Annotated in this window: 10 protein-coding genes; all 10 read left to right on the top strand. The window is 66.5% G+C overall.

Features of this window, described 5'->3' with window-relative positions:
• Window positions 1–573: 573 nt before the first annotated feature.
• The 10 genes from benA to L6Q67_RS01925 all read left to right on the top strand — a co-directional run bounded on the left by benA (window position 574) and on the right by L6Q67_RS01925 (window position 13,532).
• Window positions 574–1,893, top strand: coding sequence for a benzoate 1,2-dioxygenase large subunit (benA, locus tag L6Q67_RS01880; protein ID WP_367171624.1), 1,320 nt, complete (start codon window positions 574–576; stop codon window positions 1,891–1,893).
• Complete coding sequence (gene benB / locus L6Q67_RS01885) at window positions 1,893–2,378, top strand: benzoate 1,2-dioxygenase small subunit (protein WP_296564364.1); 486 nt, start codon at window positions 1,893–1,895, stop codon at window positions 2,376–2,378. The genes benA and benB overlap by 1 nt, the downstream gene beginning before the upstream one ends.
• A gap of 64 nt (window positions 2,379–2,442) precedes the next feature.
• Window positions 2,443–3,459: a benzoate 1,2-dioxygenase electron transfer component BenC gene (gene benC / locus L6Q67_RS01890; RefSeq protein ID WP_296564368.1), complete on the top strand. Its 1,017-nt coding sequence runs from the start codon at window positions 2,443–2,445 to the stop codon at window positions 3,457–3,459.
• Window positions 3,456–4,241: a 1,6-dihydroxycyclohexa-2,4-diene-1-carboxylate dehydrogenase gene (locus L6Q67_RS01895; RefSeq protein ID WP_296564370.1), complete on the top strand. Its 786-nt coding sequence runs from the start codon at window positions 3,456–3,458 to the stop codon at window positions 4,239–4,241. Before benC ends, L6Q67_RS01895 begins: the two co-directional genes overlap by 4 nt.
• A gap of 35 nt (window positions 4,242–4,276) precedes the next feature.
• Window positions 4,277–5,626 carry an MFS transporter gene (locus L6Q67_RS01900; RefSeq protein WP_296564374.1) on the top strand — a complete coding sequence of 450 codons (1,350 nt, stop codon included), beginning with the start codon at window positions 4,277–4,279 and terminating at the stop codon, window positions 5,624–5,626.
• Window positions 5,627–5,659: 33 nt separating this feature from the next.
• Entirely contained in the window at window positions 5,660–6,607 is a 948-nt protein-coding gene (locus L6Q67_RS01905) for a catechol 2,3-dioxygenase (RefSeq protein ID WP_296564377.1), read from the top strand.
• A gap of 139 nt (window positions 6,608–6,746) precedes the next feature.
• On the top strand, window positions 6,747–8,207 hold the full coding sequence (locus tag L6Q67_RS01910; RefSeq protein WP_296564380.1) for a 2-hydroxymuconic semialdehyde dehydrogenase: 1,461 nt from the start codon (window positions 6,747–6,749) through the stop codon (window positions 8,205–8,207).
• A 107-nt stretch (window positions 8,208–8,314) separates the two neighbouring features.
• Window positions 8,315–9,097: a 2-oxopent-4-enoate hydratase gene (gene dmpE / locus L6Q67_RS01915; RefSeq protein WP_296564383.1), complete on the top strand. Its 783-nt coding sequence runs from the start codon at window positions 8,315–8,317 to the stop codon at window positions 9,095–9,097.
• Window positions 9,098–9,126: 29 nt separating this feature from the next.
• Complete coding sequence (dmpH, locus tag L6Q67_RS01920; protein ID WP_296564387.1) at window positions 9,127–9,915, top strand: 2-oxo-3-hexenedioate decarboxylase; 789 nt, start codon at window positions 9,127–9,129, stop codon at window positions 9,913–9,915.
• 71 nt (window positions 9,916–9,986) lie between these two features.
• A complete protein-coding gene (locus tag L6Q67_RS01925) occupies window positions 9,987–13,532 on the top strand; it encodes an indolepyruvate ferredoxin oxidoreductase family protein (RefSeq protein ID WP_296564390.1) in 3,546 nt (1,181 codons plus the stop codon).
• Window positions 13,533–14,242 lie beyond the last annotated feature (710 nt).

The following is a 14,242-nucleotide window of genomic DNA, read 5'->3' on the forward strand; positions in this document are numbered from 1 at the left end:
TGCATGCATTGATGCACTCGTTGCCGGTGCCGGATTGCCGGAATTAAATCATTTGATCTAGTGATTCACTAAATCTTTGTTTTGCTGCATTGCGGCGAGATTTTATATAAATCTCGAGAAAAATGCCGAAGGCCGCATGGATGCTGGGATTCCCCTTTGGGCCGGCTCCTGCGCAAAAGCCTTGGCACGCTTTCTGCTGAAAGGGATGCAGGCAGGGTGGCAAATCAACGGGATGCACCACAACACAAAGGGCACCCGCCACCTGACAAGAAACGGCACCGCCAGGCACAGGGCGGCAAGAAACAAAACGGAGACTCTCACCATGCGCTACCCCGATCACCTCCCCGGCCCGTCCTGACGGGCCCTTGGCCGGACACCCCGCCCGGCCCCTTTTATTCCCCCTTGCCAGACCACTCGCCAGGTGCCCGTGCACCGGGCAGGGACCGGTCTTGCCCGATGAAACGCAGCACCGTGCCCCTCGGGGCGCATTCCTTCAAACCTGAATCGAAAGAGGAGATGAGCGTGACCCAGATCCGCCAAGACCAGTTCAGCACCCTCGCCAAGCTCGACGCGATGCTTGAAGAGGATCCCGCCAATCACATCTACCGCCTGGACCGGGCGGCGTTTACCGACGAGGAGCTGTTCGAGCTGGAGATGAAGCACATCTTCGAGGGCAACTGGATCTACTTGGCCCACGAGAGCCAGATCCCGAAGGAGAACGACTACTTCACCGTGCATATGGGCCGCCAGCCGGTGATGATCACCCGGGACAAGACCGGCACGCTCCACGCCCATCTCAACACCTGCACCCACCGGGGCGCCCAGCTCGCCCGCCACAAGAAGGGCAACAAGTCGAGCTTCACCTGCCCCTTCCATGGCTGGACCTTCAGCAACGCCGGCAAGCTCCTCAAGGTCAAGGACCAGACTCCCGACGCGGGTTACCCCGAGGGCTTCAACTGCAAGGGCAGCCACGACCTCGTCAAGGTGGCCCGCTTCGAGAGCTACAAGGGCTTCCTGTTCGGCAGCCTCAACCCCGACGTGCTGCCCCTGGAGGAGCACCTGGGCGAAGCCGCCAAGATCATCGACATGATCGTCGACCAGGCCCCCGAGGGCATCGAGGTGCTGCGCGGCTCCGGCTCGTATGTGTTCGACGCCAACTGGAAGCTGCAGGCCGAGAACGGCGCCGACGGCTACCACGTGACCGCGGTGCACTGGAACTACGCCGCCACCCAGGGCCGCCGCACCGCCGACGGCAAGGTGGACACCATCAAGGCCATGAGCGCCGGTGGCTGGGCGCGCAAGGGGGGCGGCTTCTACTCCTTCAAGCACGGCCACATGCTGCTGTGGACCAACTGGGCCAACCCCGAAGACCGCCCCCTGTGGGCCAAGCGCGACGAGTGGGTGGAGAAGTTCGGCGAGGCCAAGGCCGACTGGATGCTGGGCAAGTCCCGCAACCTGTGCCTCTACCCCAACGTGTATCTGATGGACCAGTTCAGCTCCCAGATCCGCGTGCTGCGCCCCATCTCGGTGGACAAGACCGAGGCCACCATCTACTGCATCGCCCCCAAGGGCGAAGCCCCCGAAGCCCGTGCCCGCCGCCTGCGCCAGTACGAGGACTTCTTCAACGCCACCGGCATGGCCACCCCCGACGACCTGGAAGAGTTCCGCTCCTGCCAGCAGGGCTTCAACGCCCGCGCCGTCAAGTGGAACGACATGACCCGAGGTGCCACCCACTGGGTCCAGGGCGCCGATGACAACGCCCGGGTGATCGGCCTCGCGCCGGAGCTCAGCGGTGTCAAGACCGAAGACGAAGGCCTGTACGTGATCCAGCACCAGTACTGGCTCGAAGCCATGAAGAAGGCCGCCGAGGCCGAACAGAAGGGAGCCCTGTGATGCTGACCTACGAAGCCATTCAAACCTTCCTGTACCAGGAAGCCCGTGCCCTTGACGACCGCCGCTGGAACGACTGGCTGGCCTTCTACGCCGACGACGTGGAGTTCTGGATGCCGTCCTGGGATGACGACGACACCCTGACCACCGACCCGAACAACGAAGTCTCGCTGATCTACTACGCCTGCAAGCAGGGCCTGGAGGACCGGGTCTTCCGCATCGAGACCGAGCGCTCCAGCGCCACCATCCCCGACACCCGCACCGGCCACGCCATCAGCAACGTGGAAGTGCTGTCCCGGGAGGAGGGCGAGATCCGCGTGCGCTTCAACTGGACCACCCACAGCTTCCGCTACGACCTGGTGGACACCTACTTCGGCACCTCCGAATACACCCTCGACGTGCGCGGGCCCCAGCCGCTGATCACGCGCAAGTACGTGGTCCTGAAGAACGACCACATCCATCACGTGCTGGACATCTACCACATCTGATGAGCAGGGCCCGCCCAGGCGGGCGGGCCCTCGCAGACCGAAAAAACAACAGAGGGGAAAGACCATGACCTACAACATCGCGCTGCAGTTTGAAGACGGGGTGACCCGCATCATTCCCTGCGAAGCCGACGAGCTCGTGTCCGAGGCTGCCTTTCGGGCCAAGATCAACATTCCGCTGGACTGCCGCGACGGCGCCTGTGGCACCTGCAAATGCCACTGCGAGAGCGGCAGCTACACCCAGGGCGTCTATATCGACGACGCCCTTACCGAGGAGGAGGCCAGCCAGGGCTACCTCCTGACCTGCCAGACCCGCCCCCAGTCCGACTGCGTCATCCGCGTGCCGGCCTCGTCCGCCGCCTGCAAGACCGCCGTGGCCAGCCACGCCGGGCCGCTGACGGTGATCGACCGGACCTCGTCCACCACTGTCTCCTTCACCCTCAGGGCCGACAAGCCGGTGTCTTTCCTGCCGGGCCAGTACGTCAACCTGGGCATCCCCGGCACCGGCGAGCACCGCGCCTACTCCTTCAGCTCCGCCCCGGGCCAGACCGAGCTGTCCTTCCTGATCCGCGACGTGCCGGACGGGCTGATGAGCCGCTTCATGCGCCACACCGCCCAGGCCGGCGACAGCATGCAATTCACCGGCCCCTACGGCAGCTTCTACCTGCGTCCCGTTGAGCGCCCGGTGCTGATGCTGGCCGGCGGCACCGGCCTGGCGCCCTTCCTGTCCATGCTGCGCTGGCTGCAGACCCAGCCGGTGGCCCAGCCGATCCGCCTGGCCTACGGCGTCAATGGCAACGATGACCTTGTCGAACTGGCCACCCTGGACGCCCTCAAGGCCGCGCTGCCCGATTTCGACTACTTCACCTGCGTGGTAGACCCGGCCAGCGGCCACCCCCGCCTGGGCTACGTCACCGATCACCTCAGCGCCGCCGACCTGCACGCGGGCAACGCCGACGTCTATGTGTGCGGCCCTCCGCCCATGGTGGAAGGGGTGCGCCGCTGGATGGCCGGCGTGGGTGTGGCCCCGGCCCATTTCTACTTCGAGAAGTTCTCCGCCGCCAGTGAAGGAGCCGCAGCATGAGCCGCCCCGATCGTTTCGACGGCAAGGCCGTCATCGTCACCGGTGCCGCCCAGGGCATCGGCCGGGGCGTGGCCCTGCAGGTGGCCGCCGAGGGTGGCCGGGTGCTGGCGGTGGATCGCTCGCCGCTGGTGGATGAAGTGGTGGCCGGCATCGTGGCGGCCGGTGGCACGGCCCACGCCATCCAGGCCGACCTGGAGACCTTCGCCGGCGCCCAGGCCGTGGCCGCCGAGGCCCTGGCCCGCTTCGGCCGCATCGACGTGCTGATCAACAACGTGGGCGGCACCATCTGGGCCAAGCCCTTCGAGCACTACGAGGAAGCCCAGATCAAGGCCGAGATCCGGCGTTCGCTGTTTCCCACCCTGTGGTGCTGCCGCGCCGTGCTGCCCGCCATGCTGGCGCAGCGCAAGGGCGTGATCGTGAACGTCTCCTCCATCGCCACCCGCGGGGTGCACCGGGTGCCGTACTCGGCCGCCAAGGGCGGCATCAACGCGCTCACCGCGTCCATCGCCATGGAGCACACCGGCAACGGCATCCGCATCAACGCCACGGCCCCCGGCGGCACCGAGGCACCGCCCCGGCGCATTCCCCGCAACGCCGTGCCGCCCACCGAGCAGGAGCAGGCCTGGTACCAGGGCGTCATCGACCAGACCCTCGACTCGAGCCTGATGCACCGCTACGGGACCATCGACGAGCAGGTGGCCCCGATCCTCTTCTTCGCCTCGGACGAATCCTCCTACATCACCGGCAGCGTGCTGCCCGTGGGCGGCGGCGATCTCGGCTGACAAGACACCCCGCGATAACGACAACGGAGACAAACATGAAGACCATCGACATTCACGACGTGGTGGACCACGCCCCCTACAGCCGCTTCCATTTCGGTGTGCTGTTCTGGTGTGCCCTGATCATCATCTTCGACGGCTATGACCTGGCCGTGGCGGGCATCGCCCTGCCGTCCATCATGAAGGAGATGGGGGTTTCGGCCACCAACGCCGGCTTCATGGTCAGCTCGGCCCTGTTCGGCATGATGTTCGGCGCCATCTTTCTGGGCACCCTGGCCGACCGCATCGGGCGCAAGTGGACCATCGTGGTGTGCATCACCCTGTTCAGCGTGTTCACTGCGGCGGCGGGCATGACCTCCGACCCGGTCGCCTTCAGCATCACCCGCTTCCTGGCCGGCCTGGGCATCGGCGGCGTGATGCCGGCGGTGGTCGCCCACATGACCGAGTACTCGCCGCGGCGGATGCGCTCCACCCTGACCACCCTGATGTTCAGCGGCTACTCGGTGGGCGGCATGCTGGCGGCGGTGCTGGGCAAGGGCCTGATCGAGGTGCATGGCTGGCAGTCGGTGTTCCTGGCCGCGGCCACGCCGGTGGTGCTGATCCCGGTGATCCTCAAGGTGCTCCCGGAATCCATGTCCTACCTCGTCAAGTGTGGCCGCATCGACGAGCTTCAGGCCATCCTCCAGCGCATCGACCCGTCCTACACGCCCGCCGCCGACGACCACTTCGACCTGCACGGCCACAAGACCAACGCCCCCATCGGCAAGCTGTTCCAGGACGGGCGCGGCTTCTCCACGGCGATGTTCTGGGTGGCCTTCTTCATGTGCCTGTTCATGGTGTACGCCCTCAGCTCCTGGCTCACCAAGCTCATGGCGGCGGCGGGCTACAGCCTGGGTTCGGCCCTGACCTTCGTGCTGGTGCTCAACTTCGGGGCCATGATCGGCGCCATTGGCGGCGGCTGGCTGGCCGACCGCTTCCACATCAAGCACGTGCTGATCGGCTTCTACGCCACCGCGGCGGTGTCCATCACCCTGCTGGGCTTCAAGGTGCCCACCGAGCTGCTGTTCCTGCTGGTGGGCCTGGCCGGCGCCACCACCATTGGCACCCAGATCCTCACCTACGCCTACGTGGGCCAGTTCTACCCGATGGCGGTGCGCTCCACCGGCATCGGCTGGGCGTCCGGGGTAGGGCGCAGCGGCGCCATCCTGGCTCCCATCGTGATCGGCACCCTGGTGGGCATGGCGCTCCCGCTGGAACAGAACTTCATGGCCATCGCCATCCCGGCAGTCATCGCCACCGTGGCCATCTCCCTCATCGACCACAAGCGCTCCGCCTCGGCCATCGCGCCGGCCAAGGCCACGCCCGCCAAGGTTGCGGCCCAGAGCTGAGCCCGACCTTCACCCCAACAAGGAGAGATTCAAATGGCACTCACAGGAGTCCTGCGCCCCGGCCACGTGTCGCTGCGCGTCCTCGAACTGGAACTGGCCCTCAAGCACTACAAGGATGTGATGGGTCTCATCGAAACCGCCCGGGACGCGCAAGGCCGCGTCTACCTCAAGGCCTGGGACGAGCACGATCACCACAGCATCGTGCTGCGTGAAGCCGACTCCGCCGGCCTGGATTACATGGCCTGGAAGGTGGATTCGGACGCCACCCTGCGCCGCCTCGCCGCCGACCTGGAAGCCTGCGGCCTGTGTGCCGACCTGGCCTGGATCCCCGCCGGCGAGCACCCGGGCACCGGCGAGCGCTTCCGCTTCACCGTGCCGACCGGCCACGTCATGGAGCTGTACGCCCACAAGGAGCGTCTGGGCAACAACTGCGGTACCGACGGCCCCGACGTGAACCCCAACCCCTGGCCCGACGGTCTGGTGGGTATCTCCCCCTCACGCTTTGACCACTGCCTGCTGTACGGCGACGACCTGGACGGCACGGTGAAGGTGTTCACCGAGGTGCTGGGTTTCCACATCACCGAGCAGGTAGTGCTCAAGGACAAGCCCGATTTCATGATCGGCAGCTTCCTGACCTGCTCCAACAAGGCCCACGATGTGGCCTTCATCCGCCAGCCGGTGAAGGGCAAGCTGCACCACGTCTCCTTCGAGCTGGGCAGCTGGGAGAAGCTGCTCCACGCCGGCGACATCCTGTCCCGCACCCGCACCTCCATCGACCTGGGGCCGACGCGCCACGGCATCACCCGGGGCGAGACCATCTACTTCTTCGACCCCTCCGGCAACCGCAACGAGGTCTTCTCCGGCGGCTACATCGCCTACCCGGACAAGCCGGTGATCACCTGGTTCGACGAGACCCTCGGGCCGGCGATCTTCTACCACGACCGCAAGCTCAACGAGGCCTTCCTGAGCGTGTTCACCTGATGGAAAGTTCGATGAATAAAAATATCGAGATTTTAAATTAATCTCGTTAAAATAGAGTTCGTCCTGGCGGGCCGCCGATAACGCGTGCCCGGGCACGCAGATCGGCCGGCAGGCCGCCACCCCACACAGCGAGTACGACATGAAAGACTTCAAGAACTTCATCAACGGCGAATACGTCACCAACCTCAGCGGCAAGACCTACGAGAACCGCAATCCGGTGGACAACTCCCTGATCGGCATGGTCTACGAGGCCGGCAAGCCCGAGGTGGATGCCGCCGTGGCCGCCGCCAAGGCCGCCCTGCATGGCCCCTGGGGCAAGCTCTCGGTGGTCGAGCGCTGTGCCATGCTCGACGCCATCGTCGCCGAGATCAACCACCGCTTCGACGACTTCCTGCAGGCCGAGATCGCCGACACCGGCAAGCCGGCCCACCTCGCCTCGCACATCGACATCCCGCGCGGCGCGGCCAACTTCAAGATCTTCACCGACACCATCAAGAACGTCTCCACCGAGTCCTTCGAGATGCGCACCCCCGACGGCAAGACTGCCCGCAGCTACGGCGTGCGCACCCCGCGTGGGGTGATCGCGGTGATCAGCCCGTGGAACCTGCCCCTGCTGCTGATGACCTGGAAGGTCGGCCCGGCCCTGGCCTGCGGCAACACCGTGGTGGTCAAGCCCTCTGAAGTCACCCCGGCCACCGCCACCCTACTGGGTGAGGTGATGAACAAGGTGGGCGTGCCGCCCGGCGTGTACAACGTGGTCAACGGTTACGGTGTGGACTCTGCCGGCGCGCTGCTCACCGCCCACCCGGACGTGAATGGCATCACCTTCACCGGCGAGACCAAGACCGGCACCGCCATCATGAAGGCCGGCGCCGACGGCATCCGCCCGGTGTCCCTGGAGCTGGGCGGCAAGAACGCGGCCGTCGTGTTTGCCGACTGCGACTTCGAGAACGCGGTGAACACCGTCACCCGCTCGGTCTTCGAGAACTGCGGCCAGGTCTGCCTGGGCACCGAACGCGTGTATGTGGAGCGCCCGATCTTCGACAAGTTCGTGAACGCCCTGAAGGCCAAGGCCGAAGGCATGAAGCCCGGCCTGCCCTTTGACGCCGATACCAAGATCGGCCCCCTGGTCAGCAAGGTGCACCAGAAGAAGGTGCTGTCCTACTACCAGAAGGCCCGGGAGGAGGGCGCCACCATCGTCACCGGCGGCGGTGTGCCGAACATGCCCGACGCCCTGAAGGACGGCTGCTGGGTCGAGCCCACCATCTGGACCGGCCTGCCCGAAACCGCCTCGGTGGTGCGCGAGGAGATCTTCGGGCCGTGCTGCCACATCCAGCCCTTCGACACCGAAGAGGAAGCCGTGCGCATGGCCAATGACACCAAGTACGGCTTGGCCACCTCCATCTACACCCAGGACATCAGCCGCGCCAGCCGCCTGGCCACCCAGATCGAAGTGGGCCTGTGCTGGATCAACAGCTGGTTCCTGCGCGACCTGCGCACGCCCTTCGGCGGCTCCAAGCAATCGGGCATCGGCCGTGAAGGCGGCGTGCATTCCCTGGAGTTCTACACGGAGCTGCGCAACGTGATGATCAAGTACTGATCAGGCCTCCCTTTCTCCCGGCGCCCCTCTCCCGGGGGCGCCCGCCGGCCCCGATCCCTCCCCCGGGGCCGGCACCCCACCCAGAACACTGCAGAGAGACACGAATCATGGACAAGACCCAGATCGATCTTTACGGCGACGAACTCTACAACGCCCTGATCACCCGCACGCCGGTGGCCCCCCTGACCGACCGGGAGCCCGGCATCACCCTGGACGACGCCTACCGTATCCAGCTGCGCATGATCCAGCGCCGCCTGGACGCCGGCGAGACCATCATCGGCAAGAAGATCGGCGTGACCAGCAAGGTGGTCATGGACATGCTCAAGGTCAATCAGCCGGACTTCGGCCAGATGACCTCCGGCATGGTGTTCAACGAAGGCGAGGCGATCCGCGTGGACAGCATGATCGCCCCCCGCGCCGAGGCCGAGGTGGCCTTCATCCTCAAGCACGACCTGGAAGGCCCGGGCGTCACCGCGGCCGATGTGCTGCGCGCCACCGAGTGCGTGCTGCCCTGTTTCGAGATCGTCGATTCGCGCATCCAGGACTGGAAGATCAAGATCCAGGACACCGTGGCGGACAACGCCTCCTGCGGCGTGTTGACCCTCGGCGGCGTGCGCCGCAGCCCCCGTGACCTGGATCTGGCCCTGGCCGGCATGGTGCTGGAGAAGAACGGCGAGCTCATCAGCACCTCCACCGGCGCCGCCGTACAGGGCTCCCCGGTGAACGCCGTGGCCTGGCTGGCCAACACCCTGGGTCGCCTGGGCATCGGCCTGAAGGCGGGGGAGGTGATCCTCTCCGGTTCCCAGTCGCCCCTCGTCCCGGTCAAGGCCGGCGACTCCCTCAGCTGCGCCGTGGGCGGCCTTGGCGGCACCACCGTGCGCTTCATCTGAGCCATCCGAACTCTTACAGGACATTCCCCATGAACCTCGACAACGCCACCATCCTCAAGCTCGCCGATCACCTCGAAACCGCCGAGCTGAAGGCCTACGACGTCACCAAGATCACCGACGACCACCCGGACATGGACTGGGATGACGCCTACGCCATCCAGGACGAGATCCGCCGCCGCAAGGAGGCCCGCGGCAACAAGACCGTCGGCCTCAAGGCCGGCCTCACCTCCTTCGCCAAGATGAAGCAGATGGGCGTGGAAGTGCCCGTCTTCGGCTTCGTCAGCGACTACATGAGCAGCCCCGACGGCGCCGACATCAAGACCGCCGGGCTGATTCACCCCAAGGTTGAGGCCGAGATCTGCGTGGTCACCAAGGCGCCCCTGTCCGGCCCCGGCTGCCACCTGGGTGCGGTGATGGCGGCCATCGATTTTGTGGTGCCGGCCGTGGAGATCATCGATTCCCGCTACCGCGACTTCAAGTTCGACCTGAAGAGCGTGATCGCCGACAACACCTCGGCCTCGCGTTTCGTCATCGGTGGCCGCCCCCGCAACCTGGACGAGCTGGACCTGCGCACCCTCGGCGTGGTGATGGAGAAGAACGGCGAAATCGTCGCCATGGCCGCCGGCGCCGCCGTGCTGGGCCACCCCCTGGCAGCCGTGGTGATGCTCGCCAACCACCTGGGCGCCCGCGGCCAGGAGATCCCCGCTGGCACCTTCATCATGACCGGCGGCGTCACCGAGGCCATCGCCGTCCAGGCCGGCGACAACGTGGCCGTGCGCTTCCAGGATCTGGGCACCGTCTCCATGCGCTTCGCCTGAGCCACATCCCACCCACCATCCACCGGAGAAGGCCGCCCCGGAGCGGCCCGGAGACAGAGAGAGGACATCCCATGGCCGCCAAGGAAGAAAAGACCAATCCCTTCACCCAGGAAACAGGGGTGATCCACCTGGGAGGCATCGACGCGATCGTGCGCCTGACCCTGGACCAGGTGCGCACCGATGCGCGCCGGGGGCTCAAGACCGGCATGTTCGTGTCGGGCTACCGGGGCTCGCCGGTGGGCATGCTCGACGCCGCCCTGATCCGGCAGCAGAAGCTGCTCGTTGAAAAGCACATCCATTTTGTGGACGGCATCAACGAAGACCTGGCCGCCACCGCCGTGTGGGGCACCCAGATGCTGCACACGGTGGGCAAGCAGAAGCTCGATGGTGTGACCGGCCTGTGGTACGGCAAGGCCCCGGGGGTGGATCGCTCCGGCGACGCCCTCAAGCACGCCAACTACACCGGCATTGGCAAGAACGGCGGCGTGCTGGCCATCGCCGGTGACGACCCGAGCTGCAAGAGCTCGTCCCTGTGCAGCCAGTCCGAGCCCATGCTCTTCCACCTGGGCATTCCCTCCCTGTACCCGGGCAACGTGCAGGAGATCCTCGACCTGGGCCTGCACGGCTACAACATGTCGCGCATGGCCGGCGTGTGGATGGGCATGAAGATCGTCACCAACGTGGCCGACGGCTCGGGCAGCGCGCTGGTGTCCCCGGAGCGCCTCGACTTCATCACCCCGGATCTGGAGTTCGACGGCCAGCTGTTCACCCCGCGCATGAACCTGGGCATGAACGTGCGCGCCGACGCCCTGGAGATGGAGCAGTCTCTGTACACCCGGCGCCTGGAGGTGGCCAAGCGCTACGCCCGGGCCAACAAGCTCAACAACGTGGTCTTCGAGAACCGCGACGCCTGGCTCGGCATCATGACCGCCGGCAAGACCTACAACGACCTCAAGCAGGCCTTCCTCGAGATGGGCCTGGACGACGATGCCCTGCGCCGCTACGGCATCCGCATCCTCAAGATGGGCATGCTCTTCCCCATGGAGCCGACCATCGTGCGCGAGTTTGCCGAAGGCCTGGAGGAGATCTTCGTCATCGAGGAAAAGCGCCCCTTCCTCGAGATGTTCGCCAAGCAGGTGCTCTACGGCCGTGCCAACGCCCCGCGCATCGTCGGCAAGTTCGACGAGGAGGAGCGCGAGCTGCTGCCCCATTACGGCGAGTTCGAGTCCGACATCATCTGCCGCGCGCTGACCAAGCGCCTGTCGCGCAAGACCCGTGTCGAATCGGCCGAAGCCTGGGTGCGGCGCCTGGACGAGATCGCCGCCCGCAGCAAGCTGCCCACCACCGTGCGTACCGCCTGGTACTGCTCCGGCTGCCCCCACAACAGCTCCACCGTGGCCCCCGAGGGCAGCATCGTGTCGGCCGGCATCGGCTGCCACACCATGGCCATGTGGATGGACCGCAACGTGGTGATGGGCACCCACATGGGGGCCGAGGGCGCCCAGTGGATCGGCATGGCGCCCTTCACCGACACCGAGCACATCTTCCAGAACATGGGCGACGGCACCTATGCCCACTCGGGCAGCCTGGCCATCCGCTACGCGGCGTCCACCAACGTCAATATCACCTTCAAGCTGCTGGTCAATGCCCACACCTCCATGACCGGCGGTCAGGCCATCCAGGGCGCCCACCCGGTGGCCAACATGGTCTCCGACCTGCTCGCCAACGGCGTGCGGCGCATCATCGTCACCACCGACGAGCCGGGCAACTATTCCGGCGTGCGTCTCGACGGTCACACCGAGGTGTGGCATCGCGACCGCCTGGACGAAGCCCAGAAGGAACTCGCCGCCACCCCCGGCACCACCGTGCTGATCCACGACCAGGAGTGCGCCGCCGAGCTGCGCCGTGCCCGCAGCCGCGGCAAGGCCGAGGAGCCGGCCGAGCTCACCGTGATCAACGAACGGGTGTGCGAGGGCTGCGGCGACTGCGGCGAGAAATCCAACTGCATGAGCGTCGAGCCGGTGGACACCGAGTTCGGCCGCAAGACGCGCATCCACCAGTCCTCCTGCAACAAGGACTTCTCCTGCGTGAAGGGCTTCTGCCCGTCCTTCCTGACCATCACCCCCAACGCCGCGCCGGCCGGGGAGGGCAAGAAGCGCAAGAAGGGCCGCATCCCGGCGCTGGAGCGCGAGCTGCCGGCCCCGGTCAACAAGATCGACGACACCATCGGCGTGGGCATCCACGTGATGGGGATTGGCGGCACGGGCTCGGTCACCGTCGTGGCCACCCTGGCCAATGCCGCGCGGCTGGAGGGCAAGCACGTCATCGGCCTCGACCAGACCGGCCTGGCCCAGAAGGGCGGCAACGTGATCTCCGACATCAAGATCTCCCACGCCCCCTTCCATGGCAGCAACAAGATCTCCGACGGCCGGGCCGACCTCTACCTGGGTTTCGACATCCTCAACGCCACCGACCCGAAGAACCTGGACAAGTGCCACCCGTCGCGCACCATCGCCGTGGTGTCCACCACCCGCACCCCCACCGGCAAGATGATCGCCGACCGGCACGTGATGTTCCCGGCCACCCAGGGCCTCACCGCCGGCATCGACCGGGTCACCCGCAAGGACGACAACGTCTTCCTCGACGGCCAGGCCCTGGCCGAGGGGCTGTTCGGTGACGCCATGGCCACCAACAACTTCATGGTCGGTGTGGCCTTCCAGGCCGGCACCATCCCCCTCAAGGCCGAGTCCATCGAAACCGCCATCCGCAACTCCGGCGTCGGTGTCGAGCAGAGCCTCGCCGCCTTCCGCTGGGGCCGCATGGCGGTGGTGGACCTGGCCTTCGTCGAGGCCGAGGTGGCCCGCCAGAAGAGCGGGGGCGCCAGCGTCATCAGCCTCAAGCACGCTCCGGTGCTCAGCCCGGCTGCCCGGGCCATCGTGGACGCCATTGGCGCCCAGGCTGAAGTGAGGCGCCTGGCCGAAGTGCGGGTGCCCGAGCTGATCGCCTTCCAGGACGAGGCCTACGCCCGGCGCTACGCCGATGTGCTCAAGCGCGTGGTGGCGGCCGAACAGGCCGTGCTGCCCGGCGCCACGACCCTGTCGGCCGCCGCCGCCCGCTACCTTTACAAGCTGATGGCCTACAAGGACGAGTACGAGGTGGCCCGCCTGCACACCGACCCGGCCTTCCTGGCTGAGCTGGACGCCCAGTTCCCCCAGGGCTACAGCGTCAAGTACAACCTGGCACCGCCGCTGCTGGCCGACACCGACCCGCAGACCGGTGAGCTGCAGAAGAAGCAGTACGGCGCCTGGATGTTCAAGGCCTTCCAGCGCCTGGCCGGGCTGAAGAAGCTGCGCGGCGGCGCCCTCGACGTGTTCGGCAAGACCGCCGAGCGGCGCACCGAGCGGCAGCTGGTGGAGGATTACATCGGCGAACTGGACAGCATCATCGGCCGGCTCAGCGTCGCCAACCACGCCGCCGCCGCCGCCCTGGCCGCCTGGCCGGACGAGATCCGCGGCTACGGGCATGTGAAGGAGAAGAACCTGGCCAAGGCCCGCCTGCTGCAGGCGGAGCGCTTGGCCGCCTTCAACGCGCCGGTCGTGCTGATGAAGCGGGCTTGATGCACCCCCTGGGGTCGCGTTCAGGCGTGGGGTCGAATTCATTCGACCTCGGACTCTGGCCCCAGGCTTGCCGGTCATCGACGCGAGGCGGTCGAATGAATTGGCGCTGTTCGCGTTAAGTGTGGAAAGCGTTGTTGCCCCATCGGGCAAGGCTCTCCATGCCTGGTGGGGTGGCCGGTATTGGCGGGGGTTCCGTTGTTTTGCGTGACGTTGGCCGGGTGTTCGCCCCGGCGGGCGACCTTCTTCTTTGCTTCGCCAAAGAAGAAGGCAAGAAAGGCGACCCGGCCACCCCGGTCATTCGCTACGCGAATGACTCCCCTGCGCTGCTCGTGTCAGGCGGCCGGCGCGGAACTCGCCCTGCGGGCTCAGACAGCCGCGCCGGACTTCCCCGCCTGCCCCTGCGCTGCTCTGCGGGGCGGAACGGGCTTTTCGGACACACCGAGCCTCTACGGAAACGGGGTCGGGTGCTGGCCCTTGATCACCTGCCTTTCCGGTCCCCTCTGACGTGCCGACTGGAGGGGGTGACGGGCGGAAACAGGGCTTCGCATGTTTGAGCCCGCAGGGCGAGTTTGCGAAGACCCCGCCCGGCGCGCCCGGAAGGAGGGTACCCCCGAAGGGGGCGCGGCAGCGGGGCACGCTTCTTTGCGTCCTTTCTTGTCGTGCAACAAGAAAGGATGTCGCCCGCCGGGGGCGAGTCCCCGGCCAATGTG

This window comes from Zoogloea sp., from assembly GCF_023150065.1.
Classification (GTDB): Bacteria; Pseudomonadota; Gammaproteobacteria; order Burkholderiales; family Rhodocyclaceae; genus Zoogloea.

Bases quoted from the DNA above. Each gene is read 5' to 3' on its own strand.
- L6Q67_RS01895 (WP_296564370.1), top strand. From the start codon at position 3,456: ATGAGCCGCCCCGATCGTTTCGACGGCAAGGCCGTCATCGTCACCGGT.
- L6Q67_RS01910 (WP_296564380.1), top strand. From the start codon at position 6,747: ATGAAAGACTTCAAGAACTTCATCAACGGCGAATACGTCACCAACCTC.
- dmpH (WP_296564387.1), top strand. From the start codon at position 9,127: ATGAACCTCGACAACGCCACCATCCTCAAGCTCGCCGATCACCTCGAA.
- L6Q67_RS01900 (WP_296564374.1), top strand. From the start codon at position 4,277: ATGAAGACCATCGACATTCACGACGTGGTGGACCACGCCCCCTACAGC.
- L6Q67_RS01905 (WP_296564377.1), top strand. From the start codon at position 5,660: ATGGCACTCACAGGAGTCCTGCGCCCCGGCCACGTGTCGCTGCGCGTC.
- benC (WP_296564368.1), top strand. From the start codon at position 2,443: ATGACCTACAACATCGCGCTGCAGTTTGAAGACGGGGTGACCCGCATC.
- L6Q67_RS01925 (WP_296564390.1), top strand. From the start codon at position 9,987: ATGGCCGCCAAGGAAGAAAAGACCAATCCCTTCACCCAGGAAACAGGG.
- benB (WP_296564364.1), top strand. From the start codon at position 1,893: ATGCTGACCTACGAAGCCATTCAAACCTTCCTGTACCAGGAAGCCCGT.
- dmpE (WP_296564383.1), top strand. From the start codon at position 8,315: ATGGACAAGACCCAGATCGATCTTTACGGCGACGAACTCTACAACGCC.
- benA (WP_367171624.1), top strand. From the start codon at position 574: ATGCTTGAAGAGGATCCCGCCAATCACATCTACCGCCTGGACCGGGCG.